Genomic DNA, 25929 nt, shown 5'->3' on the forward strand with positions numbered 1-25929 from the left:
GTTTCAGCTGGGGTTCAGCTGGGTTTTTGCCGGTGGGTGAGCACAGGAAAGTACTCATTGCGCGGCACTCATCGGGTTTCCATCAGTTTTCTGACTCGCTTTCGTACACAGTAAGTCGTCAAACTCGTTGACATTGTTGGTTCGCCACCCCTGGCGGGGTCGAACCGGCCCTCCCCTATGCGGGAATCACCAGTTCGTTGGCTTCGACCCGGGTTCTAAAGGCCCTGGCCAGCGCATTTTTCTTGAGCGCGAGGGCAAGGCATTCGGGTGTGTGGTGGAGCCAGGCTCCACGCCCCGGGAGGTTTTTGGCCCGGTCAAAGACTGCACGTGGGGGCTCAGTCTGTGTGAGGGCAATACGGACGAGGTCGTGGGCGGGTGCTGTGATTCGGCAGCCGATGCAGGTGCGGACGGGGGTGTGCAGCTGGGGTGCTCCCTTCGTGTTGTTCGCTTGTTTCCTGCAGGCTCTTTAGTGCTGAACCTGCGGGCATGGCTGGCCGCCGACCAGTCATGAGCACTCTATAGTGCTGTGACCTCTATAGACCAGTTTAGCCCCCTTGCGGGGGCTAACGGCAAATATGTTAGTCAGCTCTCTTATTCAGCGGTAGCTTCGGGGGCTTCTTCAGCGCCCTCTTCATTCGCTGCGCGAGTTGCTGCCATCGCGGCCTCGTACTTAGAGGCTGAGATGATGTCGATACGCCAGCCGGTGAGCTTAGCGGCCAGGCGGGCGTTCTGCCCTTCCTTACCAATAGCCAGTGAAAGCTGGTCATCGGGCACAATCGCGCGGGCCGAGAAGGTCTTGCGCTCGGTCACGGTGACTTCGCTGACCTTGGCTGGTGAAAGGGCGGCGGCGATGAAATCTTCGGGGCTCTCTGAGTGATCGACGATATCGATCTTCTCGTTGTTGAGTTCACCCATTACGGCGCGTACGCGGGCGCCCATTTCGCCGATGCAGGAACCCTTGGGGTTGACGCCGGGTTTGGTGGCGCGGACTGCAATCTTGGTGCGGTGGCCAGCTTCGCGGGCAATCGCCATGATTTCTACCGAGCCGTCAGCAATCTCGGGGACCTCGTGCTCGAAGAGGCGGCGCACCAGGTTGGGGTGGGAACGAGAGAGCACGATGGAGGGGCCCTTGGGGCCGCGCTTGGCTTCAAGTACGTAGGCGCGGATGCGGGTGTTGTGGGCGTAGCGCTCACCGGGCACCTGCTCGTTGGTGGGCAGCACAGCTTCAAGGGTGCCCAAATCAACGTGAATCATGCGGGGGTTGGGACCCTGCTGGATAACGCCTGAAATCAGCTGGCCTTCGCGGTCTTTGAACTCACCGAGAACGGCTGAATCCTGGGCATCGCGCAGGCGCTGCTGAATGACCTGGCGGGCGGTAGAAGCCGCGATACGACCAAAGTTATTGGGGGTATCATCAAACTCACCAATCTGCTGGTCGTTCTCATCAAGTTCAGGAGCCCAGATGGTGACCTTACCGCTGGTGCGGTCAAGCTCGGCACGTGAGCCACGGATGGCACCGGGCTGCTTCTGGTAGGCCAGCAGGATGGCGCTCTCAATCATCGGAATCAGGGTGTCGATTGAGATGTCGCGCTCTTTTTCGAGCAGGCGGAGGTTGCTCAAATCAATGTCCATGGTTGGCCCTTCCGTGTAACACGGTGCCGGGGCAAAAAGCTCCGGCACCGCTTGCGGTGTATGTTCGCGCACCTACGGTACGCTGCCTCAAAAGTATTGAGTTGTGGTCTTGTCTTTATATTCTAGCGATTACTTGCTAGCGGTTGAATTCAATTTCTACCTTTGCAGCAGAAATTGTGCCCCAGGGCAGGGTAACGGGGTCACGATAGCTCTCAGGCTGCCCTTTCTTGGTTTCCTTCTTGCGGCGCACAACGGGCCCCTCGTCGGTGACGAAGTCCAGGCGGGCCAGGTACTTCTCTCCCCCGGCTTCGGTAATCTCAATCAGCCGGTCGATCGAGCGCTTCCAGTGACGGGTTTCGGTCAGGGGGCTGGTCACCCCGCGTGATGACACCTCAAGAGAGTAGGGCACTTCACCGTCATCAGCAGCGTCAAGAGCCGCTGATAGGGCCTGGGAAACCTCAGCAATGGTATCGAGGGACAGGGCATCGGTACGGTCTTCGGGGTAGTCCACCACAATTTCCAGGGTACGGTTAGCGCCACTGCCCTTAGCGGTCAGTTTCTCCAGTACCAGCTTGAACTCCTGCTTCACCACCCGAGTGACGGCCTCGCGCACGCCCTCGACACTCACAAAGCTGCCGGCGGGGGCCTTCTGGGTAATGCCCTGCTCAGCGCGGGCAGCGGCCCGACGCTCGCGGGCGTTGGGGGCGTCCTTCTTACTGGCTTTGGGTGATGCCATCGCGCGTAGCTCCTGGTGTCTAGGGGTAGGTAAATCCATTCAAGTCTACCACCGGCGCCCCGTACGTCAGCCGAGAATTCGCTGAGGGCGGGCAGGCTACGGGACTTTTTGGCAGAATGGGAGGTGGGCTCTTGCCCGTCTGTTTTGTGTGAGAGGTAGCTGCCTATGAATCGCTCTGTTCGTATAACCCCGGTACTTGTGGCCGCTCTATTAGCTGGTCTGCTGGTGGTGCTCCTTGCTGTGGGCTGGTTTTCGCAGCGGCAGGCGGAGCAGGTCCGCGCTGACCTTAGCGATCAGAGCACCATGGCTGCCCAGCTGACTGCCCTTCAGCAGGCGGCTAGTAAATCGGGTCAGGACGCACTGGGGCAGGCGGCGCAGGCCGCCCTTGAGTCCCTTGCGCCTGCGGCTCAGGACGTAACGGTTACAGAGTATGAGCCGGTAGAGCAGCAGCTCCAGAGCACGGTTTCGGCCCTGCTTGATTTAGGTTTTGCGACCCAGGACGCCGGTGATCGGGCTCGGGCTCTCACCGCCGTTGCGGATATGTGGCAGGCTGCCCGCCAGGACGGGCTGACTACTGCCGCCTACCCCGATGCCCTGACCGATGAGGTAGCGAACATCAGTAGCTACGTCTGCGGTGACGAGGAGCTCGCTGCCGGAGCCCCCGATAGTTCCGGCAGTGAACAGGCTGTGCAGCCCGCTTCCCTACTGCCCTTGCAGCAGAGTATCTATCAGCTCAACTACGTCAGCGAGGTCTACGCTGCCCGCGCCGAGCAGGGCTATGCGGACGTTGCGACCCAGGCCGGTCAGCTAGCAGCAGCTACCACCGATATGGGGCACTTAGCCGCCCCCATGCTGACCTGCTACGGGGTCTTTGAGGCGCCTGCGGCGTCCTACCCCATCGCCGAAGCAGCGGACGCCCCCCAGCAACTCACCGACTTCACCGCGGCTATTGAATCCAACGCCCGTGCAGCCCTGGCCGACCAAACCCTCGCAACGTCAGCAGACGATATTGAAGCCCTCGCCCTCATTCTGGCCCTCGACAGCCAGCAGCTCGCTAGCTAAAGGGACCCCAGAATATCGGCACCCAGCTTGATAATGAGCGCGCTGACTACCACGACCATCATCCAGCGAATAAAGCGGCTCCCCTGGGCCAGCGCCGTACGGGCTCCCAGGTAGCCACCCACCATGTTGGCTGCTCCCAGCAAGAGGCCAAGAGCCCACACCTGCTGGCCGGCCACCGCAAACAGCACCAAGGCCCCCAGGTTGGTAGCGGCATTAATAATCTTGGTCTGGGCTGTTGCCTGCAAGAAGCTGTAGCCCATCAAAGACACCATGGCCATCATCAGAAAAGAGCCGGTGCCAGGGCCCAGCAGCCCGTCATAAAAACCGATAGTTGCGCCAATCCCCAGCCCCACCATGAGGTGCTTGAGCCCCCGATGTTTGAGCTGGGTCAGTTCACCGAGTGAAGGCTTGAACACTGTGTAGACCAGCACCAGTATCAGCGCCAGTACGATGATGGGCTTGAAGAGCTCTTCGGGGAGGGCTGTGGCGACCAGGGCCCCACCCATGCTGGTCACAAAGGCCAAGGACGCCGCAGGCAGGGTGGTGCGCACGTCAACCGGGGTGCGCCGCAGGTAAGTTGCGGCGCTGGTGAGAGTACCGAAGACAGACCCCAGCTTGTTCACGGCGAGGGCTTGCACCGGTGAAAGCCCAGGAACCATGAGAACCACGGGAAGCTGAATCATGCCACCGCCGCCCACGACGGCGTCCACCCAGCCAGCTGCTAGGGCAGCCAGAAGCAACAAAACTAGCGTGGTCGGCTCAAGGCCGAGAGAATCAAAGCCGAGGGTATCGAGCACGCTTCTGCCTTTCCTGGGAGTGCGGTTAAACCACAAGGTACCATCTGAGTCAGAAATGACCAGCTCCTTGGTGGTCTTTTCTGACTCAGATGGTACCTACCTGCGGGTGTTAGCCCTGAACCTCGGCCAGCAGCTCGGTGATGGCGTCCGCTACGGCAACCTCGCGGGCCACACCGCTACGGCGGTCCTTGATTTCGACCTTGCCCTCGGCAAAGCCGCGGCCGACCACCACGATAGTAGGCACGCCCAGCAGCTCAGCGTCGCCGAACTTCACACCGGGAGATACCTTGGGGCGGTCATCGAACATGACGTCAAGCCCGGCGGCCTCAAGGTCAGCGACCAGCTTTTCGGCGCCCTCTGCGACCTCGGTGCCCTTACCGGTCATTACCACGTGCACATCGGCCGGGGCCAGGTTACGGGGCCAAATCAGGCCCTTATCGTCGTGGTTGCCCTCGGCGATGGCGGCCAGGGCACGGGTCACACCCACACCGTAGGAGCCCATGGTGACGGTCTGCAGCTTGCCGTTCTGATCCAGCACCTTCAGGCCCAGGGCTTCTGCGTACTTGCGGCCCAGGGCGAAGATATGGCCCATCTCGATGCCGCGGGCAGCAATCAGGGGGCCGGAGCCGTCCGGAGCGGGGTCGCCCTCGCGCACCTCGCAGGCCTCAATCACGCCGTCAGCCTCAAAGTCGCGGCCCAGCACCAGGTCGTAGACATGCTTCTGGTCTTCGTTGGCACCGGTGATCCAGGCAGAGCCCTCAACCACGCGGGGGTCAACAAAGTAGGGGATACCAGTAGCTGATTCGGTGCCTAGAAGCTTCTCGGTCAAGGTCAGGCCGGGGCCGATGTAGCCCTTGACCAGCTGCGGGAACTTCTTGAAGTCCTCTTCGCTAGCAGCCTCAACCTCAACCTCGCCGCCAACGCCCAACAGGGCACCAACGTTGACCTCGACACGGCCCAGGTCAACGGCACGGTCACCGGGCACGCCAATGGCAACCAGCTGACGGCTGCCGTCGGGCAGGATGACGGCCAGCACCACGTTCTTCAGGGTATCGGCGGCAGTCCAGGGCTCACCCTCGCGCGGGTGCAGGGCGTTGGACTGGTCGACCAGAGTTTCGATAGTCGGTGAGTCGGGGGTCAGCTCAACGCGGGCAGCGGGGGTGGCTGACGCATCTACAGAATCGGGCACCACAGTGGTCACGGCCTCAACGTTAGCCGCGTAGCCGCCCTCGGAGCGCACGAAGGTGTCTTCACCAATCGGGGTGGGGTGCAGGAACTCCTCGGAGCGGGAGCCGCCCATAGCGCCTGACTGGGCCTGGACGATAGCAATCTCAAGACCCAGGCGCTCAAAAATCTTGATATAGGCGGCGCGGTGGGCCTGGTAGGCCTCTTCCAGGCCCTCATCATCGACGTTGAAGGAGTAGGAGTCCTTCATGATGAACTCGCGGCCGCGCAGCAGGCCGGCGCGGGGGCGGGCTTCGTCGCGGTACTTGGTCTGAATCTGGTAGAGGTAAACCGGCAGGTCCTTGTAGGAGGTGTAGAGGTCCTTGACCAGCAGGGTGAACATTTCCTCGTGGGTGGGGGCCAGCAGCATGTCTGCGCCCTTACGGTCCTGCAGGCGGAAGAGGTTGTCGCCGTATTCTTCCCAGCGGTTGGTCGCTTCGTAGGGTTCACGGGGAAGCAACGCGGGGAAGTGAACTTCCTGGGCACCGATTGCGTTCATTTCTTCGCGCACGATGTTCTCAATCTTGCCCAGCACCTTCAAGCCCAGAGGCAGCCAGGTGTAGACGCCGGGGGCAGCACGGCGGATGTAGCCGGCACGTACCAGGAGCTTGTGGCTTGCGACTTCGGCGTCGGCGGGGTCTTCACGCAGGGTACGCAGGAACAGGTGGGACAGGCGCTGGACCAAGTGGTTTCTCGCTTCTCTCGTACGGGGCCCATTCACCGACCGTGCAGGCCGGGGTGGGCATACTTATCTACCAGTTTACCGCCAACCGGCGGGGTGTGTACCCCACCTTAAAGAGAGGACGCCGGTGCCCACCTACCTGCCCTTGGGCAGGTAGGTGGGCACCGGCGTCCGCGCAGAAAAATCTGCTCGTCCTAGGGGCTTAGAGCCCCAGGGCGGTGTACCAGGCCAGCTTAGCTTGGCCCAGGTCGTTGAGCTCAGCGTTCATGAAAGCGGTGCCCTTGGTCCAGACCAGGGTGCCACCTTCAAACTGCTGAGTCACGATGGTGGTGCCGTTAGCGGTGGCTTCGGTTGCTTCAGCAACGGGGGCACCGAGCATGGTCATCTCGTTCCAGATGTTCCAGTTACCGCCAGCTGCCCAATCGTTGTAGGAGGAGAAACGACCACGGTCAGAAAGGTTGAGCGCCTCGGTCAGGGCTGAGGACTCAACGGGCTTGGCATCTGCCAGGGGCTTGCCCTGAGCGTCAGCCTTGATGTAGACAACCTTGTTGGCGTCTACACGCAGCTCGAGAACCTGCTGCAGGGGAATGTACTTAGCAGCTGACCAGTCATAGGTGGTGTCGATCTCGGTGCCGGTAGCGGTGCGGTCCATCAGACCCACGCCCCAGGTGACGGGAGAGGCGGTGGTCTGGTTGTCCCAGTTGATGCAGGTGCCGTAGTCGTCGTACTGGATGAAGTAGTGGGAGATTACCGCGGTGCCGGTGGAGTACAGGGCGTAACCGTGATCATCCCAGGTGACGGGGGTTGAGCAGTTCTCAGCGGTGGTGTTGTAGAAGAGGGCACGCAGTTCGAGGGCACCGGTCTTCCAGTGCTTGGTGTACTCGTTCTGGTAGAGGTAGGTGCCGTACTGGCCGGGGTTGGACAGGTAGGAGGCGAGCGCGTCGGTGTTGATCATCAGCGCGCGATCCTGGGCGATGGAGTAGATAGCTGAGATATTGCCACCGAAGTCCTGGATTACCAGGTCAGCGGTTGCCTTGGTCAGCTCGCCACCGGTTTCGGCAACAGCTACGCCGTTAGCGGCAGCGACCGCGCGGGCGTCAGCAATCTCGTTGGCAGCATCGCCGAAGTTGGTGTCGGCGGGAGCCTCGGGCTCAGCAGGAGCCTCGGGCAACACCGGGGTGGTTTCAACAACAGCATTGTTGGTGAAGCAAGCGCGGATCTTGGAGCGCTCTGCCTGCCAAGCCTTAGCTTCGGCTGAGTTGAGGTTGATGTAGGAGCCTGCCTGGGTCTTTTCATCCAGCACTACGAGCCAGCGGGTCTTGCCGTCGTGGGTAGTGATAGAGAGACCGCAATGGCTGTGCTTCCAGGGGGCTGATTCAGCGTTGCCGAACTTCTCAGCACCGCCGGCCTTCATGAAGGCTTCGCCTGCTGCGCCGGTAACTGCCTGCACGCCGCCGTACTTACCCTGGGTAACTACACCGTTTTCGAAGGTCTGCTGGGTGGCGCCGTTGGCAAAGGTCTGCTGTTCACCGGTTGCTGCGCCCAGGGCGTCCTTGTTCTTTTCCCAGTAAGCGCCGATGGGGGTGTCGGTATCTACGGTGACGGCATCAGCTGCGAAGGCGCCGGGGGCCATGGTCAGTGAAAGACCAAGCAGGGTGGTGACGCCAAGAGGTGTGCGGAGGCTCTTCAATGCTTTCCCTAAAAGTTCGTGGATCAGGTGCTCTGCGTCCGAAATTGGGCTGGGTGGGGTTTCAGACCTGCGATGCAGGGGTAAAAAGTGTGCATCATCAAAACTACCAGCTAATACTCAGCCAGCAAACCAGCCCTTTGGGGGGACATATGTGGCCCCACTGGGGGATATGTCTGTTTAAAACAGGACGGTTGCGAAGGTTGAGCGCTGCTGCCAGCCCGTTGCTGCATAGAGGGCACGGGCGGGGATGTTGTAGTCGTTGACGTAGAGGGAGAGGTGGGGGAAGCGCTGGCGGATGAGGTGGCTGGCCTGCGCTAGGAGCACGGGGGCTAGGCGCTGGCCGCGGTAGGCCGGGTGTAGCCACACCCCCTGAAGCTGGCAGGTGGAGTCGTGAGCTAAGCCCAGGTCAGTTTTAAAAATGACCACGTTCTCGCTGTTGACGGCCACCAGGGTGCGGCCGGTACGGGTGAGTTCGTCGATACGGCGGGTGTAGCCTGCCGGGTCACGCGTCATGGGGTCGTAGCCTACTTCTTCGGTGAACATGGCAACGGACGCCCGCAGCAGGCTAGGCCTGTCGTCGGTCCGGGCCCAGCGCACCGGCTCTGTAATGGCGGGGGCGCCCAGGGAGGGGCGGGCCAGGGGCGCACGGACGAGCTCGCTCAGGTCAGCGGTTACGGGCAGCTCTAGAAGGGGTTGGTTTTCCCGCACGTCAAAGGGGGTTGGCATGCGCGAAGCTAAGTGCGACCAAATTCCCATGACCGGTTCGCGGTGACCAAAAATAGAGCCAATGCGCCGGTTATGCCGCCAAATATAGGCCGCAACCTGGCGGTAGTGAGCCTCGAGCAGGGTGAGCGGAACGCAGTTGGCTCCCAGCCAGAAGGCTCCGACCAGGCAATAGCGGGGTTCACGCTGTTGAGGAGCCGGGGTCAGGGTCTCAGCTAGGCCCGGCATGGGGGTTGCCGTGCGGTCAAGGGGCTCTGCGAAGTGGGCTCCAGCCGAGCGTCCTACCCGGGCCCCGGTCATAGACCATAAGCCGTCGAGGGCAGTTTTGACTCTCGTTGGCAGCCGCTCCCCCACCGGCAGGTTCAGGCCGGACGCAGGAGCCGCGGGGGCAGCGTCCTTGGGCCCCGCCTCACGGGGGACTTCACGGGGCACAAAGACGCCCATGAAACCGTGGGGAGTTTTCAGTGACGTCAGGGCACTGGGGGTTGGTAGGCCGAAATGGTGCAGGTGCTCGGCGGCAAAGAGAAAGCCCACCGGGTCCGACTCAATCATGGTTTCGAGTTCCGCCCGGTCATCATTGGTGAGGGGGCGGATCAGGGCATCTTCTGCCCCGCGGGAGAAACGTGAAAAGACGGTCACGGTGGGCTTTTCTTCAGCTACTTAAGAGACTGAGACGGTGGGTTCGCCTGAGAGGTCAATTTCGCCGCGTTCTTCCATCTCACGGGCGATGCGGTTGGCCTCTTCAATCAGGGTCTGCACGATGTCTTCTTCGGGCACGGTCTTAATAACCTCACCCTTTACAAAAATCTGGCCCTTGCCGTTGCCAGAAGCTACACCCAAGTCAGCCTCGCGGGCTTCGCCGGGGCCGTTGACAACGCAGCCCATGACGGCCACACGCAGGGGAACCTTCATGCCTTCAAGGCCTTTAGTGACGTTCTCAGCCAGTTCCCACACGTTCACCTGGGCGCGGCCGCAGGAGGGGCAAGAAACGATATCGAGCTTGCGGGGCCGCAGGTTCAGGGACTCAAGAATCTGGGAGCCGACCTTGACCTCTTCAACCGGGGGCGCAGACAGGGAGACTCGGATGGTATCACCAATGCCCTCTGAGAGCAGGGCACCGAAGGCGGTTGCTGACTTAATGGTGCCCTGGAAAGCGGGGCCTGCTTCGGTGACGCCCAGGTGCAGGGGCCAGTCACCGGCAGCAGCTAGCTGACGGTAGGCCTCAACCATAATGACGGGGTCGTTGTGCTTAACCGAGATCTTGAAGTCCTGGAAGCCGTGCTCCTCAAAGAGGGAGGCCTCCCACACTGCTGATTCGACGAGCGCCTCGGGGGTCGCCTTACCGTACTTTTCCAACAGTCGCTTATCGAGCGAACCGGCGTTCACACCGATACGAATCGAGGTGCCGTGGTCCTTAGCGGCTGCGGCGATTTCCTTGACCTGGTCATCGAACTTACGGATGTTACCGGGGTTCACGCGCACAGCGCCGCAACCGGCTTCGATAGCGGCGAAGACGTACTTGGGCTGGAAGTGAATATCGGCAATAACAGGAATCTGGGACTGCTTAGCGATAATGGACAGGGCTTCTGCATCCTTATCGGTGGGGCAGGCAACACGCACGATATCACAACCGGCAGCAGTCAGCTCGGCAATCTGCTGCAGGGTCGCGCCAATGTCGTGGGTTTTGGTGGTGGTCATGGACTGCACCGAGATAGGAGATTCTGAGCCAACACCTACGCTACCGACCTTAAACTGGCGGGTTTTACGGCGCGGAGCCAAAACAGGCGGCGGAGCAGCGGGCATTCCAAGGGCGACCGAGGTCAAATCTTCCTCCAAAGGTTCTTTGGCGGTGCGGTCTTGCGCACCTGTTCAACTATCTATTGTGCCACGCTTCAGCTCAAAGAGCGGTTGAGGTAAAGCACACAACGGCAGGTAGGACGCCCTCGCAGCCGATTAGATCGGAGGGGCGGGGCAAGATGTCCCACCTACTCAGCTCCTAGAACACACTTACAGGCTTGAAGATATCGGCGGCTACCAAAATCACGGTCATCAGCAGGAAGGCTCCAGCTACTAGATAGGTCAGGGGTAGCAGCTTGACCGGATCGAAGGGGCCAGGATCGCGGCGTCCGAGCAGCTTGGCGGTCTTGCGGCGGAAGCCCTCCCAAAGGGCCCCCAGCACGTGCCCGCCGTCAAGGGGCAGCAGGGGGATGAGGTTGAAGGCAAAGAGCATGAGGTTCATCTGGGCAACCAGAGACACCAGAGAAGCTGCCTTATCGCGCAGAATAATCTGGTCGTGGGCGGCAATTTCACCGGCGATGCGCCCCACGCCCACAACTGAGACCGGGCTGTTGGCGTCGCGCTCGCTGTTAGTGACCAGGGTGACGGCTACCCCGTAGACGCGGGCGGGCAGCTTGATGAGGGTGGCCCCGATGCGTTGTAGGGACTCCCCTACTGTCGGCAGCACCTCGCCAATGGTTCCGGGGGTTAGTTCGCTGGTGGGGCCGATGCCGATGAAGCCAACTTCCTGGGTCTGGTAACTTCCGTCGGAGTTGGTGAGGTAGGTTCCGGTGAGTTCATCGTAGATAGGGTGCACGGTCAACATGGGAGTGACGGTGAGCTCTAGGCTCTGCCCGGCGCGCTCAACAGTGAGGGGCACCTCGGTATCGGCATTGGTGCGAATCAGTCCGGTGAGCTGGTCCCAGCTGGTGATGCTCTGCCCGGCGAAAGAGGTAATGGTGTCCCCGGGGTGCAACCCTGCTGCGTTGGCAGGAGATTGGGGGTCTTCGGCTCCGCACTCGGTGGAGTTAGCGGTGTCGGCGTTGGTGGAATCAACGGTTTGCACACACTGGGCAACGCTCTGGACGCTGGTGGTCGGCTGGTAGGAGCCAAAGCCGGTCACGAGCACCGCGGTTGCCACCACACCGATGAGCAGGTTCATGAAAGGCCCGCCCAGCATAATGATGATGCGCTTGTAGACCGGGAGCTGGTAGAAAAGCCTGCCCTGGTCGGCTTCGGTGATACGCTCGGCATCCGCCTCCCTTGCCTCGCGGGCAAGCTGCTGGAGGGGGCTGGTGCCGCCAGCGCGTCCGTCCGCCCCGTCTTTGCCGGGCGGGTACATTCCAATCATCGAGATGTAGCCGCCTAAGGGCAGGGCCTTGAAGCCGTATTCGGTTTCGCCGCGCCGCCAGGAGAAGAGGGTCTTGCCGAACCCGATCATGTACTGGGGTACGCGCACGCCAAAGAGTTTGGCGGGCACCAGATGCCCCAGCTCGTGCAGGGCGATAGAGGCGGCGATAGCCAGGGCCATCAGCACTACGCCGACGATGAAAAGTAGGACGGTCACGCGAGGGTGCTCCTTGTAGATGCGGCGCCCGTGGTGGTTGGGCAGGTCATCTGCCAGAGTACGCCATGGGGCTGGGAGCTGTCGCCTTAGATGGCCTTGGAGTTTGCCCACAAAGGGGGAACACAAAGGGGGAAGGCGAGCAGGGCCTTGGGGTGGTTTCTACCTTTACTTTTGGGTCAAAAAGGCCTTTACGTCACAAAATGTCAAAGAGGGGATTTCTGGGGCCTAATCTAGGCTGCGGTAGGTGCTCAGAAAGCGGGTATACCCCCTCAATATCTGCGATGACCAGTAGAAATGTCGGTCAATAGCACACCGCGGTGTTTTTAAGCATCTACCATACCTATTTTGTTTTACCGGGCAAACTAGGCAAAATAAAAGAAGAAAGCGCGCCACCTCAGCAAAGGCGCCACCCCATCACTTCACGAGGAGCACTCATCATGACTGCACAGGTTGAAGCCCCCACTACGGGAGTCTTTGTCAACGAACAATCCGCCGCCGCCTGGGAAGGCTTCACCCCCGGCCCCTGGCAAGACAGCATCGACGTGCGCGGCTTCGTCCTTGCAAACTACACCCCCTACGAAGGCGACGCCGCCTTCCTCGCCGGACCCACCGACAAGACCCTGCGCGTCTGGGACACCCTCGAAAAGAACTACCTCTCCGTCGAACGCAAAAACCGCGTCTACGACGTAGACACCCACACCTCCGCCGAAATCGATGCCTTCCCCGCAGGCTACATCTCAGACGACGACAACGTCATCGTCGGCCTCCAAACCGACGTACCCCTCAAACGCGCCATGATGCCCAACGGCGGCTGGCGCATGGTCGAAACCGCAATCCGCGAAGCCGGTAAAGAACCCGACGAAAACATCAAGAAAATCTTCACCGAATACCGCAAGACCCACAACGACGCCGTCTTCGACATCTACACCCCCCGCATCCGCGCCGCCCGATCCTCCCACATCATCACCGGCCTACCCGACGCCTACGGCCGCGGCCGCATCATCGGCGACTACCGCCGCGTAGCCCTCTACGGCGTCGACAACCTCATCGCCGACAAAGAACGCGCCAAGCACGCTGTTGCCGACGCCGGCTTCTCAGAGCACTGGGCTCGCTACCGCGAAGAACACTCAGAACAAATCAAAGCCCTCAAGCGCCTCAAGAAAATGGCAGCTCTCTACGGCTTCGACATCTCCGGCCCCGCCCGCACCGCCCAAGAAGCCGTGCAGTGGACCTACTTCGCCTACCTAGCCTCCGTCAAATCCCAAGACGGCGCCGCCATGTCCATCGGCCGTCTCTCAGGCTTCCTCGACGTCTACTTCGAACGCGACCTCGCAGCCGGCCTCATCACCGAAACCGACGCCCAGGAAATGATCGACGCCCTCGTCATCAAACTCCGCATCGTCCGCTTCCTACGCACCATCGACTACGACCAGATTTTCTCAGGCGACCCCTACTGGGCTACCTGGTCAGACGGAGGCTTCGCCGACGACGGCCGCACCCTCGTCACCAAAACCTCCTTCCGCCTCCTGCAAACCCTCCGCAACCTAGGCCCCGCCCCCGAACCCAACATCACCATCTTCTGGGACGAAAACCTACCCACCGGCTACAAGGAATTCTGCTCCGCCATCTCCATCGAAACCTCCTCCATCCAATACGAATCCGACCCCCAGATTCGCGAACAGTGGGGCGACGACGTCGCCATCGCTTGCTGCGTCTCCCCCATGAAAATCGGCAAGCAAATGCAGTTCTTCGGCGCCCGCGTCAACGCAGCAAAAGCCCTGCTCTACGCCATCAACGGCGGACGCGACGAAATGACCGGCAAACTCATCGTCGAAGGCTACGAACCCATCAAGGGCGACGGCCCCCTCGACTTCGACGAAGTCTGGCTCAAATACGAAGAAATGCTCGACTGGGTCATCGCCACCTACGTTGAAGCCCTCAACATCATCCACTACAGCCACGACAAATACGCCTACGAAGCCATCGAAATGGCCCTACACGACTCAGACATCATCCGAGCCATGGGCTGCGGCATCGCCGGCCTCTCCATCGTCGCCGACTCCCTCTCCGCCATCAAATACGCCACCGTCACCCCCGTCCGCGACGAAACCGGCCTCATCATCGACTACATCACCGAAGGCGACTTCCCCGCCTACGGCAACGACGACGACCGCGCCGACGACATCGCCGCCACCATCGTCCACACCGTCATGGAGAAAATCAAAGCCATCCCCCTCTACCGCGACGCCATCCCCACCCAATCGGTACTGACCATCACCTCCAACGTGGTCTACGGCAAAGCAACCGGCAACTTCCCCTCCGGCCACCGCGCAGGCACCCCCTTCTCCCCCGGCGCCAACCCCGAAAACGGCATGGACACCCACGGCATGGTCGCCTCCATGCTCTCGGTCGGCAAGCTAGACTACGAAGACGCCCTCGACGGCATCTCCCTAACTAACACCATCACCCCCACCGCCCTCGGCCGCACCAAGGAAGAACAGGTCACCAACCTGGTCGGAATCTTGGACGCAGGATTTATTCCTGAAGAGGACTAAAACTACAGAACGGCTCCCCAGGTTCGCGCACGCAGCCGACCCTCTCACCTGGTTCGCTTCGCTCACAAGGCGATTCACGCCAGCCACCGAGCCAGCAGCTTCGCTGCGAACCTGGGTCGCCTCCATATTTCAACCACATCACTCTCAAAGGAGAACATCATGGCCGTCAAGACCTACGAAGAGCGCCTCGCTTCCATGAAGGCAAACCGCACCACCAAGACCGCCCCCAAGGGCCTCTACCACGCCAACATCAACGTCCTCAACCGCGAAACCCTCGAGGACGCCATGGAGAACCCCGACAAGTACCCCAACCTGACCGTCCGCGTCTCGGGCTATGCCGTTAACTTCGTGCGCCTCACTCGCGAGCAGCAGCTCGACGTACTCTCACGCACCTTCCACCACGGAGCCTAGTGATTCTTCATGTCACTTGATATCTCTCACGAGATAACCGATACCGCCGGCGAGCTAGCATTTGCTCCGCCGGCGGACCGGCATTCCGGGGCAGGCACCTGGGGCCTGGGCGAACTCACCGAACTCGAACGCTCCGCCCAACTCAAACTCATGCGCGAAGGGCAACTCGGCTCCGTCCATTCCTGGGAACTAGTCACTGCCGTCGACGGGCCCGGCACCCGCATGACCATCTTCATGAACGGCTGCCCCCTGCGCTGCCTCTACTGCCACAACCCCGACACCTTCACCATGAAGGACGGCAAACCCGTCATGGCAGCCGACCTCATCAAAAAAATCAAGCGCATGCGCAAGGTCTTCAAAGCTACCGGCGGCGGCATCACTATCTCAGGCGGAGAAGTTCTCATGCAGCGCCCCTTCGCCGAAAACATCCTCATGAGCGCCAAATCCCTGGGAATCCATACCTGTATCGATACCTCAGGTTTTCTCGGGGCTCACGCCTCTGACGAGTTCCTCGATAACGTAGACCTGGTACTACTCGATGTTAAATCGGGCTCTGAAGAGGTCTACCGGGAACTCACCGGCCGCGCCCTGCAGCCCACCGTCGACTTCGGCGACAGACTCTCAGCCCTCGGCAAGAAAATCTGGATCCGCTTTGTACTAGTGCCCGGCTACACCGACGCTCCCGACAACATCGAAAAGGTCGCCGACATCGTCTGCCGCTGGCGCAACGTCGTCGAACGCGTTGAGGTACTCCCCTTCCACCAGATGGGCACCGACAAGTGGGAGTCCCTGGGCTACGACTACAAGCTCAAAGACGTCCACCCGCCCAGCAAAGAAGCCACCGAAGCCGCCCGCGACATCTTCCGCGCCCGCGGCCTCACCGTCTTCTAGACTCCATACATCAAACGATGACCCCCTCGTTTCTCTCTTCACCCCATGGATTATCTCAGGGTGAAGAGAGAAACAAGGGGGTCATCTCTTTAGATACGCCTATGCGCGGTCTAGGCCTGCCCCAGAATCTCGTTGGCGCGGGCGCGAGCCCAGCGCTCAGCCTCCAACACCGCTTCCAGAGTCAGAGAACCAGATTCGGCCAGGGCCGAAGAACTCGCGTGCTCATCCAGCACCCGGCCGGTCGTCTCAATCATGTCGGTAAAACGAATAGCACCGGCGTGGAAGGCCGCCACCGCTTCCTCATTGGCCGCGTTGAAAACTGCAGGGAAGGTGCCGCCCCGCTGGCCCGCCCGCTTAATCATCTCCACCGCCGGGAAGGCCTTGTTATCCAGGGGCTCAAAAGTCCACTCGGTAGCCTGCGACCAGTCGCAGGGCTGCGCGATACCGGGAATACGGTGGGGCCAGGTTAGCCCTAAGGCAATGGGCAGCAACATGGTGGGCGGGGAGGCCTGGGCCAGGGTCGAACCGTCCACAAACTGCACCATCGAATGCACCACCGACTGGCGGTGAACCGTCACATCAATGCGGTCCAGATCAATGCCGAAGAGGTGGTGGGCCTCCAGCACCTCCAGGGCCTTGTTGACCATAGAAGCCGAGTTGGTGGTCACCACCAGCCCCATGTCCCAGGTGGGGTGGGCCAGGGCCTGCGCCGGGGTTACCTCCCGCAGCTGCTCGTAGGTCATCCCCCTAAAGGGCCCGCCCGAGGCGGTCAGCACCAGCCGGTCAATCTCCCTGTCGGTGCCCGATGCTAGGGCCTGGGCCAGGGCAGAATGCTCAGAATCCACCGGAATCATGGGCTGTTCCAGGGGTGACGCATCAACGGCAGCCTTGACCAGCTCGCCACCGGCAATCAGCGATTCCTTGTTAGCCAGGGCCACCTGGGAGCCTGCCTGCAGGGCAGCCAGGGTGGGTTCCAGACCGATGGAGCCGGTGATGCCGTTGAGCACCACGTCCGCACCGGAGCGGGCTGCGGCGGTGGCGGCGTCCTTGCCCCACTCAATCTGGGGGCTGTAGCCCGGCGCCAGCTCAGCCAGCAGCGAGCGCAGGGTGGCGGCGTCGGCTTCGGTGCCGCTGGTGGCGACCAGGTGCGGACGCAGGCGGGCGGCCTGCTCTGCCAACAGGGGCAGAGAGCGAGAGCCGGCTGAGAGGGCGGTGACGCGCACGGGAGCGTCGTCGCTACCGGTGGAGGTTCCTGCCAGGGAATTGAGGTGGTCGATGACCTGCACACCCTGGGTGCCGATGGACCCGGTGGAGCCGAGCAGGGTGACCGTCCGCCCGCATTGCAGGAAGTCTGCTAGCTGGTCGGTGAGGGTTCCGCGGGAGGCGCCGAAGCGCTGAGTTGAGCCAAATCGCATGATTCTATGTTCTCACAGGCCCTAGTTGCCCTCGAAGAAGGCCCGCAGGGCGGCCCGCAGGGCAGCTTCAAGTTCACGGACGACCGGGGCTGTGGGTTTCAGGCCGGGGGCGTCGTGGTACATGCCGGGTACCTCATACAGGGTGCTCTTGACCCCGGCGGCCAGCAGGCGCTGGTGGTAGGAGGAGTTCTCGGCGTAGAAGAGGTCGATATCGCCTACGCTAATCCAGGCTGCCGGTAGGCCCGCCAGGTTGTGGCGGCGGGCAGGGGCGGCGTAGTCGGGCTGCGAAGCTGCGCCCGCGCGTCCGCCCAGGTAGGTGTTCCAGGCCAGTTTGTTGTCGAGGGCGCTCCAGAGCCAGCGGCCCTGGCCGGGCTGGGCTGGGCGGTCGGTGCGGTCATCGAGCATGGGGTAGGCCAGTAGTTGGAAGCCGACCGGGTGGCCGGTATCCAGGGCTTTTTGGGCCAGGGCGGCAGCTAGGCCACCACCGGCGCTAGAACCTGCCAGGGCAATCGTGGCGGGGTTGATGCCGTACTTTTCAGCCTGGGTCTGTAGCCAGCGCAGAGCGGCGTAGCAGTCGTCGAGGTCGGCCGGGAAAGGGGCCTCACCGGCGTTGCGGTATTCAACGGAGAGGACGGGCACGCCCAGGTCGGCAGCCAGCTGAGAGACTTTCGTTTGGTCGGAGCCTGCGGAACCGAGCACGTGCCCGCCCCCGTGAATCCAGAGCACAGCACCGTCGTACTGGCGCTGCTCGGGCAGGTTAAGGTAGCAGGGCAGGCCACCTGGCAGGTCAGGCTGGGCAACATCGACCATCTCGACGCGGACGCCGGGAGCCGGGGGCGCAACGACGGCAAAGGTACGCTGGGGCTCGCGCTTCAGGCGTCCTTTCAGGGCGACGTAGCCGGGGCGGGGTGCGATAAAGAGCTTCCAGTGGCGGAGCTCCGGGTGGACGTACTTGTGCTGCTGGTAGCCCCAGAAGGCGAAGTGCCCGGCGGTGGCAAGGGCCAGCCCACCGACTAAGGTGGTGAGGGTGCTTTTCTTCATACCTTAAGTTTTACACCCCGGTAGGTACCATCTAGGTCAGAAAAACCCACCTAGTTGGTGGTCATTTCTGACCTAGATGGTACCTACCCCCCCTTTAGCCGACGATGTCGAAGCTCTGCAGCTTCTTCTTACTCGCCTTACCGCCGCTGTTCTGCAGGCCCAGCAGTTCGGCATAGATACCGCCGGAGGCCGCCAGCTCAGCAGGGCTGCCCACCTCATCGATACGCCCCTCCTTGAGGGTGACGATACGGTCTACCGTTGCGATGGTCGAGAGACGGTGAGCAACAATCAGGGAGGTGCGGCCCTCCATCAGCTCTTCCAGGCCCTTCTGCACTGCCCGCTCGGCCTTGGTGTCCAGGGCACTGGTAACTTCGTCAAGAATCAGGATCGGAGCGTCCTTGAGCATGGCCCGGGCAATAGCGATACGCTGCTTCTGGCCCCCTGAGAGTTTCAAGCCGCGCTCGCCGATCAGCGACTCGTAGCCGTCCGCAAACTTCGAGATGAAATCGTGGGCGTTCGCCCTAGTGGCAGCCTCGATAATCTGCTCCCGGGTAGCGTTGGGGCGGCCGTAGGCAATATTCTCGGCAATGGTGCCCGAGAAGAGCGAGGCGTCCTGGAAGACCATGCCAATCAGCGAGCGCACCTGCGCCAGGTCGCTGCTGGCAATATCCATGCCGTCAACCAGCACGCGGCCCTCACGCGGGTCGTACAGGCCCTCAAGCAGGGCCATGAGGGTCGACTTACCCCCGCCGGACTCCCCCACAAAGGCAATACGCTCACCGCGTTTCACCGCCAGATTAATCCCGTGCAGCACATCTGCTTCGCCCTCGTAGCCGAAGGTCACACCCTCAAAGCGGACGAGTTCGGCCCCGGGTTTAGCGGTGAGGCTGGCGGCAGCGGCTTCAGTAGCGGAATCCGGACGCGCCCCGGCAGCCCCGGCGGTAATGGCCAGGGCGCGGGCGTCCGACTGCCGTTCCATAACCTCGAAGTAGTCCTTAGAACCGGCAATAGCGCGCTGGGCGGTATCGACGATCCAGGAGAGCGAATTGATAGGAGCTACCGCCATGGCCAGAAGCTGAATGAGCAGCACCATATCGCCGATGGTGAAATACCCGGCCAGGGTTCGCAGGAAAATCAGCAGGTAGAGGGCGAAGAAGATGAGGTTGAGGAAGGAGAGGCGGGCAACGTCCATGGAGTGCCAGAACTTAGACTGGGCTCGGGTGAGCCCGATGGTCTTCTCAAAGCGGCTGCCGAAATCGGTCAGTTCTCGGCGCTCGCGGCCGAAGGACTTGGCCACGCGAATCTGCCCGATAACCTCAGCAAACCGGCCGGATGCGATGTCGATGTTCTCGTTCTTCTCGCCTTCCCAGACCTGCCATTTTTCGCTGGTTTTGCTGGTGAGCCAGAAGTAGACCGGGAAGATGATAATGAGCAGCAGCCCCAGGGGCCAGTAGTAGATAGAGCTAATCACAATCACCGAGACAGTAGTGAGCACCAGGGAGATGAAGGTGTTGCTCATGGTTTTGACGAAGTTGGTGACTTCGGTGATGGAGCGGTTGAGCTGGGCGATGATGGTGCCGGTCAGCTCGGTGTCGAAGTAGGACAGGGGCAGGGAGAGCAGTTTTTCGTAGTAGCGCACTGACAGGATGGTGCGCATGCGCTGGCTCATGACGTCGCCAATGTAGCCGCCGATGTTGGTGGTCAGGACGCTCACCAGCTGGGCTGCCAGGTAGGCAACCGCGAACCAGGCAATGGCTGTGCGCGTGGTGGGAGCTGAACCGTTCAGGTGCCCCACGACAGCATCGGTTGCCCCCGAAATAATGAAGGGGGCCAACAGGGAGGTTGCGCTGGTGAGTACCGCACAGATGATGATTCCTACGAAGTAGGGCCATAGCTCTTTTGTGGCTCTAACGATTCTGGCGATACTTTTCATGAAGATCCCTACCTACCGGTGTTCTTGTGGTGCCCCACTACCCTACCGCCGGCGTCCGCCCGCCTGGTTGAGGGGGCGGTGTTCTTTTGCCCACGCGGATAGCACAAAGTCCCGGTGGGCGTCTTGTCCTTGGGTAAGGACGGACGCCCGCCGGGGCTTAGAGACTAAAGGGCTAGGCCGCTAGGGCTTAGGCCTTGTTCTTGGTGATAGCACCGTAGATCCAGAGAACCAGCAGTGAGCCTACTACGGCGGTGAAGAGGGTACCGATACCGACACCGCCGCTCATACCATCTGAGAGGAAGGGCAGGAAGGAACCGAGCCAGCCACCGAGCATAGCACCTACGATACCGAGCACCATGGTGACCAGGATGCCGCCGCCCTGCTTACCGGGCATAATCAGCTTTGCGATAGCACCTGCGAGGAGACCAATGATAATCCAACCGAAAATTGACATATTTTCCTTCTTTCATAGGGTTTCGGGATAAGCCCGAATTGTTCAGCGTGCTTCTAGTTTATATCAAATTCCAAGATAAAGCTAAGCAAGCTACAAGTGTGTTGGCTTACTATTTCCCCGTGTTACGCCAAAGCACCCCCTACTTCAGCACAGTAAACCCCCACCGCCAATCAGCCCTGCTATGGACTGCCAGCGATGGGGGTTTACAGCAGACGCAAACCTACCGGTTCTTAGTGGTCGATAGCCCCTTCGGCGCCAACGCCGGTGAGGGAGCGAACTTCCATCTCAGCCTGCTTGATTTCATCTTCCTTATCGCCACCGAGTGAGCCCAGGAAGCCCAGCAGGAAGGCGGCGGGAATCGCTACGATACCGGGGTTAGCCAGGGGGAACCAGGCGAAGTCAGCACCGGGAATCATAGAGGTCTCAGCACCGGACATGACCGGGGAAAAGATGATAAGGATGACGGAAATACTCAAACCACCATACATAGACCAAAGGGCGCCTCGGGTCTTAAAGCCCTTCCAGAAGAGGGAGTAGACGATGGTGGGCAGGTTAGCCGAGGCAGCTACTGCGAAGGCCAGGGCCACCAGGAAGGCTACGTTCTGCCCCTGGGCGCCGATACCGCCTGCGATAGACAGCAGGCCGATAGCCACCACGGTGGTTTTTGCTACGCGGATTTCCTTGGCCGGGTCAGCGTTACCCTTGCAGATAACGTTGGTATAGATATCGTGGGCGAAGGAAGCGGACGCGGTAATCGCCAGACCCGCCACCACGGCCAGGATGGTTGCGAAAGCAACCGCCGAGATAACACCCATCAGCAGGGAACCACCCAGTTCGAAGGCCAGCAAGGGGGCTGCCGAGTTGACACCGCCGGGAGCCGCCTTGATGGCGTCCACACCCACCAGGGCAGCGGCGCCGAAGCCCAGCACCAGGGTGAAGAGGTAGAAAAGGCCAATCAGCACGATAGCCCAGACCACCGACTTACGGGCCTCCTTAGCAGTAGGAACGGTATAGAAACGCATGAGCACGTGGGGCAGGCCAGCTGCACCGAAGACCAGGGCCAGGGAGAGGGAGATGAAGTCCAGCTTGGTCAGGTCGTTCAGGCCGTACTTGAGGCCGGGCGCAAGAATCTTCTCGTTACCGCCGGAGGTTTCAACCGCAGCACCGAGCACGGCGGAGAAGTTGAAGCCGTAGATTGCCAGGATCCAGACGGTCATAATGGCTACGCCTGAGACCAGCAGAACAGCCTTGATAATCTGCACCCAGGTAGTGCCCTTCATACCGCCAATCAGAACGTAGACGATCATAAGTACGCCCACGATGATAATGACCAGTGACTGCCCGGCCTTGGAGCTAATACCCATCAGCAGGGAAACCAGGGCACCTGCACCGGCCATCTGGGCCAGCAGGTAGAAGAGGGTAACAGCCAGGGTTGAGATACAGGCGGCAATTCGAACGGGGCGCTGGCGCAGGCGGAAGGAGAGCACGTCTGCCATGGTGAACTTACCAGTATTGCGCAGGGGCTCAGCCACCAGCAGCAGGGCTACCAGCCAGGCAACCAGGAAGCCGATAGAGTAGAGGAAGCCGTCATACCCCTGCAGGGCAATAGCGCCCACAATACCGAGGAAGGAGGCCGCCGAGAGGTAGTCACCTGCGATAGCCAGACCGTTCTGGGTGCCGCTAAAGGAGCGGCCACCGGCATAATAGTCAGCTGCGGTCTTGTTGTTCTTAGAGGCACGAAGCACCACCACCATGGTAGCCAGCACAAAGGCGCCGAATACGGACATGTTTACCCAGGGGGTACCCACGGTCTGAGTGCTAGCTTCAGCCGCGAGGAGGGTTCCTGTAGTCATCATGAAAAGTTCACCCCTTAGTGAGCCTTGTGGGCGTAGTTGCCGGATTCGATGTCGCTGCGCAGGCTAGCTGCGCGGGGGTCAAGCTTGCGGTTAGCGAAAGCTACATACCAACCGGTGATAGTGAAGGTGGTAACGAACTGCAAGAGACCAAAGATAATGCCGATATTGACATTGCCCAGTACCTTGGTTGCCATGAAGCCGGGGGCATACACCGCCAGAATCACATACAGCAGGTACCAGGCCAAGAAGGCCACGGTCATGGGGAAGACGAAAGACCTGTGGGTTGCGCGAAGCTCTTTAAACTCACCGCTATTCTGAGCTGCCTTGAAATCAACGTGCTCAGCGTCGATTAGAGGCTGGTGAGATTCTGGTGATGTGCGTGCCATCACTACCTCCTTTGTGTAACTCAACACACATTATCGTGTTATCTACGTTACACATAAGTTTCTGGACTAAAAAAGGTGGACCACCCGAAATATTTCGGGTGGTCCACCTATCAGATAGTCCTAGATGCTGAAAGCAGCCGTATCATTCAGATACTCAATAGCCCTGTCGAAGAAGGCATCGACCTGGGTTTCCTCATAGCTGAGGTCCCCCGTTGCCGAGCTAAAAGCAGCCGACCTAACATCGGCGGGGGCGAGGACGTCCGCCCCCTCAAGGTGGGCCAAGAGGCGCTCACAGAGGGCATCAACTTCTTTCACGAAGTAGCCCTTGGTGAGACGCTTGGAGGGCCTACGGAAGCGCTGGCCGGCGGGGCGTTCCAGGCGTCCGCGCAAAAGGTCCTCAAGTTCCTGCACAGCCTGGTCCCAGGTCCCCTGCCCGTAGCGCTGCACATACAGGTGGCGTTCCAGCTCGCAGAAGCGGTCTTCAACCTTGTCGAGGGCTGCATCCACGTCGTCCGAAGCGTAGCCGCCCTTCTCTGGCTCAAAAACCGCCTCGCGCACTGTGCGGGAGGTATGCACATCTGCCCCTACCTCAACGCCCGAGAGTATCAGCTCATAGTCATCGGCTAGGCGGGTAAAAAAGGAGTCTACGGCGGCCACCAAGTACCCCGTCTTGTGGGAGTCAACCCGGCGGAACTCTCCGGAAGATTCAGCCTGATGTTTCATTGAGCCTCCAAATATCTGACAGCGCCCAACTCTAGAAGAGAGCTGAGAGCACCGAGAAAATCACGTAACCGATAGCGATAGCGAACACGATGGAATCCAGGCGGTCCATCACACCACCGTGGCCGGGCAGAATATTCGACATGTCCTTAATGCCGATTTCACGCTTAACCATGGACTCCCCCAGGTCACCCGCTGTTGAGGCAATCACCAGGAAGACCGCCACAATTAGACCGTACCACCAAGGGTCACCAATAAAGAGCGAACAGATGATGCCCACAATAATCGAGCCCACCATTGATCCGGCAAAGCCCTCCCAGGTTTTCTTGGGAGAAATCTTGGGGGCCATAGGGGTCTTACCCCATTTGACGCCGGCAATGTAGCCCCAGGTATCGTTACCGATAGCCATCAGCAGGATCATGAGCACCTTGCCTGGACCCGATTCTTCGCGGTAGAGCAGCAGGGCCAGGGAAATCATGAAGGGCACCCAGGACATCACGAAGATGGAGCCCATAATCGACATAATCATGCCGTCGCGCTGCCCCACGATACGCCAGCCAATCAGCACCAGTATCGAGGCAACAACGGTAAAAATCAGCCAGGACCCGCCGCCATAGTAGGCGGCGAAAGGCATAATCAGCGCGGTGGCAACGGCGGGGATAACGGGGATTCCCATGCCGCGTTTCTGGTTAAGCCCCTGGCAGACTTCCCAGGTGCCTACCGATACGGCGGCAGCCGCAAAGATGACCAGAATCAGGGGGACAAAAAACAAACCCACCGCCAGCAACGCGCCCAGCACGAGGCCGACGGTGATGGCGGCGGGTAGGTTCCTGCCAGCTTTAGAGGCCTGGGGCGGCTGTTCTTGAGATTGAACAGTCATTCGGATTTAGACCTCGAGCAGTTCAGCTTCCTTGGACTTCAGCAGCGCATCAACGGTGTCGATGTGCTTCTTGGTCAGGGCGTCGAGTTCCTTTTCGCCGCGTGCGCCCTCGTCCTCACCGATTTCGCCGTCCTTGACCAGCTTGTCGAGAGCGGTCTTGGCGTGGCGGCGGGTGTTGCGCACAGCAACGCGGCCTTCTTCTGCCTTGTGGCCGGCCATCTTGATGTATTCCTTGCGGCGCTCTTCGGTCATTTCGGGCATAACAACGCGCACGACGTTGCCGTCGTTGGCGGGGTTAGCACCGAGGTCTGAGTCGCGGATTGCCTTTTCAATGGCACTCAGGGCGCTCTTGTCGTAGGGGGTAATCAGGACGGTGCGAGCTTCGGGGGTCTGGAAGGACGCCAGCTGCTGCAGGGGGGTGGGTGCACCGTAGTAGTCTGCGGTGAGGTTTGCGAAGAGGGCGGGGTTGGCGCGTCCGGTGCGGATTGAGGCAAATTCGTTCTTGAGGGCCTCGATAGACTTGTCCATCTTTTCGCCGGCTTCGAGCAGGGTTTCTTCAACCATCTGTTGTTAGTCCTTTAGGGTTGTGCCCGTCAGTGGGCGCTGTATAGGTAGTCTCTATCTAGTCTAGTGGTCTTGGAGCCTTTAGGCAGTAACCAAGGTGCCAATCTCCTCGCCGAGAATAGCTCGAGCCACATTTCCCTCTCCCTGCATACCGAAGACGCGCATGGTGACGTTGTTGTCCTTGCAGAGGGAGAAAGCGGTCTGGTCCATGACGCGGATGTTGCGCTTCAGGGCTTCGTCGTAGGTGAGCTTGTAGAGGCGCTCGGCGTTGGGGTCCTTGTTGGGGTCGGCGGTGTAGATGCCGTCCACGCCGTTCTTGGCGACGAGGACCTCGTCAGCATGGATTTCGAGGGCACGCTGGGCTGAGACGGTATCGGTGGAGAAGTAGGGCAGGCCTGCACCGGCACCAAAGATGACGACGCGGTCTTTTTGCATGTGGCGGATGGCGCGGCGGGGGATGTAGTTTTCTGCGACCTGCTGCATGGAGATGGCAGACTGGACGCGGGTGTCGATGCCGGCCTGTTCCAGGAAGTCCTGCAGGGCAAGAGAGTTCATGACAGTGCCCAGCATACCGATGTTGTCGGCGCGGGAGCGGTCCATGCCGGCTTCTGAGAGCTCTGCGCCGCGGAAGAAGTTGCCGCCGCCAACGACGACTGCGACTTCGACCTGGCCGATGGTTGAGGCAATCTGCTCTGCGATGCCGCGGACGACCTCGGTAGAGATGCCGACTTCGCCGCCGCCGAAGACCTCGCCGGAGAGCTTGAGTAGGACGCGGCGACGGCCGGTGTCGTCTCGGTGGATAGTTCGGGTTGACTCTGCCATGGTGGTCCTCCTGAAAAGGTCAAAAATTTTTTGCGGCATCCGTTGCGCGCTTTGTTTCTAGCATACGGCAAAGGGGAGCCCCTGTGCGGGGCTCCCCTGAGCTATGAGCTTT

At 60.7% G+C, this 25929-nt stretch carries 22 protein-coding genes and 1 pseudogene; 4 read left to right on the forward strand and 19 right to left on the reverse strand.

Going from position 1 to position 25929, the window contains the following annotated elements:
- Window positions 1-175: 175 nt before the first annotated feature.
- From E4U03_RS06930 to rimP, 3 genes are all read right to left on the reverse strand, one after another.
- A complete protein-coding gene (locus E4U03_RS06930) occupies window positions 176-421 on the reverse strand; it encodes a YlxR family protein (protein ID WP_135012846.1) in 246 nt (81 codons plus the stop codon).
- 170 nt (window positions 422-591) lie between these two features.
- Window positions 592-1632, reverse strand: a complete 1041-nt coding sequence (gene nusA, locus E4U03_RS06935; RefSeq protein ID WP_135012764.1) for a transcription termination factor NusA — start codon at window positions 1630-1632, stop codon at window positions 592-594.
- A 136-nt stretch (window positions 1633-1768) separates the two neighbouring features.
- Window positions 1769-2368, reverse strand: coding sequence for a ribosome maturation factor RimP (gene rimP / locus E4U03_RS06940; protein ID WP_135012766.1), 600 nt, complete (start codon window positions 2366-2368; stop codon window positions 1769-1771).
- 165 nt (window positions 2369-2533) lie between these two features.
- Between rimP and E4U03_RS06945 the strand changes: the two genes are divergently transcribed.
- Window positions 2534-3430, forward strand: a complete 897-nt coding sequence (locus tag E4U03_RS06945) for a hypothetical protein (RefSeq protein WP_135012768.1) — start codon at window positions 2534-2536, stop codon at window positions 3428-3430.
- Here the strand turns inward: E4U03_RS06945 and E4U03_RS06950 are convergent.
- From E4U03_RS06950 to E4U03_RS06975, 6 genes are all read right to left on the reverse strand, one after another.
- A complete protein-coding gene (locus E4U03_RS06950; protein ID WP_135012769.1) occupies window positions 3427-4227 on the reverse strand; it encodes a TSUP family transporter in 801 nt (266 codons plus the stop codon). The two genes, E4U03_RS06945 and E4U03_RS06950, sit on opposite strands and share 4 nt — an antisense overlap.
- 109 nt (window positions 4228-4336) lie before the next feature.
- Complete coding sequence (locus E4U03_RS06955; protein WP_135012771.1) at window positions 4337-6136, reverse strand: proline--tRNA ligase; 1800 nt, start codon at window positions 6134-6136, stop codon at window positions 4337-4339.
- A 199-nt stretch (window positions 6137-6335) separates the two neighbouring features.
- Entirely contained in the window at window positions 6336-7823 is a 1488-nt protein-coding gene (locus E4U03_RS06960; protein WP_135012773.1) for a hypothetical protein, read from the reverse strand.
- A 177-nt stretch (window positions 7824-8000) separates the two neighbouring features.
- Complete coding sequence (locus tag E4U03_RS06965; protein WP_135012775.1) at window positions 8001-9185, reverse strand: DUF4081 domain-containing GNAT family N-acetyltransferase; 1185 nt, start codon at window positions 9183-9185, stop codon at window positions 8001-8003.
- A 21-nt stretch (window positions 9186-9206) separates the two neighbouring features.
- Window positions 9207-10370: a flavodoxin-dependent (E)-4-hydroxy-3-methylbut-2-enyl-diphosphate synthase gene (ispG, locus tag E4U03_RS06970; RefSeq protein ID WP_135012778.1), complete on the reverse strand. Its 1164-nt coding sequence runs from the start codon at window positions 10368-10370 to the stop codon at window positions 9207-9209.
- 172 nt (window positions 10371-10542) lie between these two features.
- Entirely contained in the window at window positions 10543-11889 is a 1347-nt protein-coding gene (locus E4U03_RS06975; RefSeq protein ID WP_245207688.1) for a M50 family metallopeptidase, read from the reverse strand.
- 437 nt (window positions 11890-12326) lie between these two features.
- Between E4U03_RS06975 and E4U03_RS06980 the strand changes: the two genes are divergently transcribed.
- The 3 genes and pseudogenes from E4U03_RS06980 (at window position 12327) to pflA (ending at window position 15746) form a co-directional block, all read left to right on the forward strand.
- On the forward strand, window positions 12327-14444 hold the full coding sequence (locus E4U03_RS06980; protein ID WP_135012781.1) for a pyruvate formate lyase family protein: 2118 nt from the start codon (window positions 12327-12329) through the stop codon (window positions 14442-14444).
- Between the two features lie 168 nt (window positions 14445-14612).
- Window positions 14613-14855, forward strand: a pseudogene (grcA2, locus tag E4U03_RS06985) (autonomous glycyl radical cofactor GrcA2); the annotation flags it as partial.
- A gap of 9 nt (window positions 14856-14864) precedes the next feature.
- Window positions 14865-15746, forward strand: coding sequence for a pyruvate formate-lyase-activating protein (pflA, locus tag E4U03_RS06990; RefSeq protein ID WP_135012788.1), 882 nt, complete (start codon window positions 14865-14867; stop codon window positions 15744-15746).
- 110 nt (window positions 15747-15856) lie between these two features.
- On the opposite strand, the gene dxr is transcribed toward pflA, so the two are convergent.
- From dxr to pyrH, 10 genes are all read right to left on the reverse strand, one after another.
- Complete coding sequence (dxr, locus tag E4U03_RS06995; protein ID WP_135012790.1) at window positions 15857-17161, reverse strand: 1-deoxy-D-xylulose-5-phosphate reductoisomerase; 1305 nt, start codon at window positions 17159-17161, stop codon at window positions 15857-15859.
- Window positions 17162-17182: 21 nt separating this feature from the next.
- Window positions 17183-18202: an alpha/beta hydrolase fold domain-containing protein gene (locus E4U03_RS07000; protein WP_135012792.1), complete on the reverse strand. Its 1020-nt coding sequence runs from the start codon at window positions 18200-18202 to the stop codon at window positions 17183-17185.
- 94 nt (window positions 18203-18296) lie between these two features.
- On the reverse strand, window positions 18297-20135 hold the full coding sequence (locus tag E4U03_RS07005) for an ABC transporter ATP-binding protein (RefSeq protein WP_135012794.1): 1839 nt from the start codon (window positions 20133-20135) through the stop codon (window positions 18297-18299).
- Between the two features lie 187 nt (window positions 20136-20322).
- A complete protein-coding gene (locus E4U03_RS07010; RefSeq protein ID WP_135012796.1) occupies window positions 20323-20589 on the reverse strand; it encodes a GlsB/YeaQ/YmgE family stress response membrane protein in 267 nt (88 codons plus the stop codon).
- Between the two features lie 230 nt (window positions 20590-20819).
- Entirely contained in the window at window positions 20820-22445 is a 1626-nt protein-coding gene (locus tag E4U03_RS07015) for a solute symporter family protein (protein WP_416220619.1), read from the reverse strand.
- Window positions 22446-22459: 14 nt separating this feature from the next.
- Window positions 22460-22831 (reverse strand): DUF485 domain-containing protein, encoded by a 372-nt coding sequence (locus E4U03_RS07020; protein WP_135012798.1) that lies wholly within the window; start codon window positions 22829-22831, stop codon window positions 22460-22462.
- 120 nt (window positions 22832-22951) lie between these two features.
- Window positions 22952-23554, reverse strand: a complete 603-nt coding sequence (locus E4U03_RS07025) for a DivIVA domain-containing protein (protein WP_135012800.1) — start codon at window positions 23552-23554, stop codon at window positions 22952-22954.
- A gap of 31 nt (window positions 23555-23585) precedes the next feature.
- Window positions 23586-24431 carry a phosphatidate cytidylyltransferase gene (locus tag E4U03_RS07030; RefSeq protein WP_135012802.1) on the reverse strand — a complete coding sequence of 282 codons (846 nt, stop codon included), beginning with the start codon at window positions 24429-24431 and terminating at the stop codon, window positions 23586-23588.
- A 6-nt stretch (window positions 24432-24437) separates the two neighbouring features.
- Complete coding sequence (gene frr / locus E4U03_RS07035; protein ID WP_135012804.1) at window positions 24438-24995, reverse strand: ribosome recycling factor; 558 nt, start codon at window positions 24993-24995, stop codon at window positions 24438-24440.
- Window positions 24996-25076: 81 nt separating this feature from the next.
- Window positions 25077-25817 carry a UMP kinase gene (pyrH, locus tag E4U03_RS07040; RefSeq protein ID WP_135012806.1) on the reverse strand — a complete coding sequence of 247 codons (741 nt, stop codon included), beginning with the start codon at window positions 25815-25817 and terminating at the stop codon, window positions 25077-25079.
- Between the last annotated feature and the right edge of the window lie 112 nt (window positions 25818-25929).

Origin of the sequence: Rothia nasimurium, from assembly GCF_004569295.1 — a bacterium.
Taxonomy (GTDB): domain Bacteria; phylum Actinomycetota; class Actinomycetes; order Actinomycetales; family Micrococcaceae; genus Rothia; species Rothia nasimurium_B.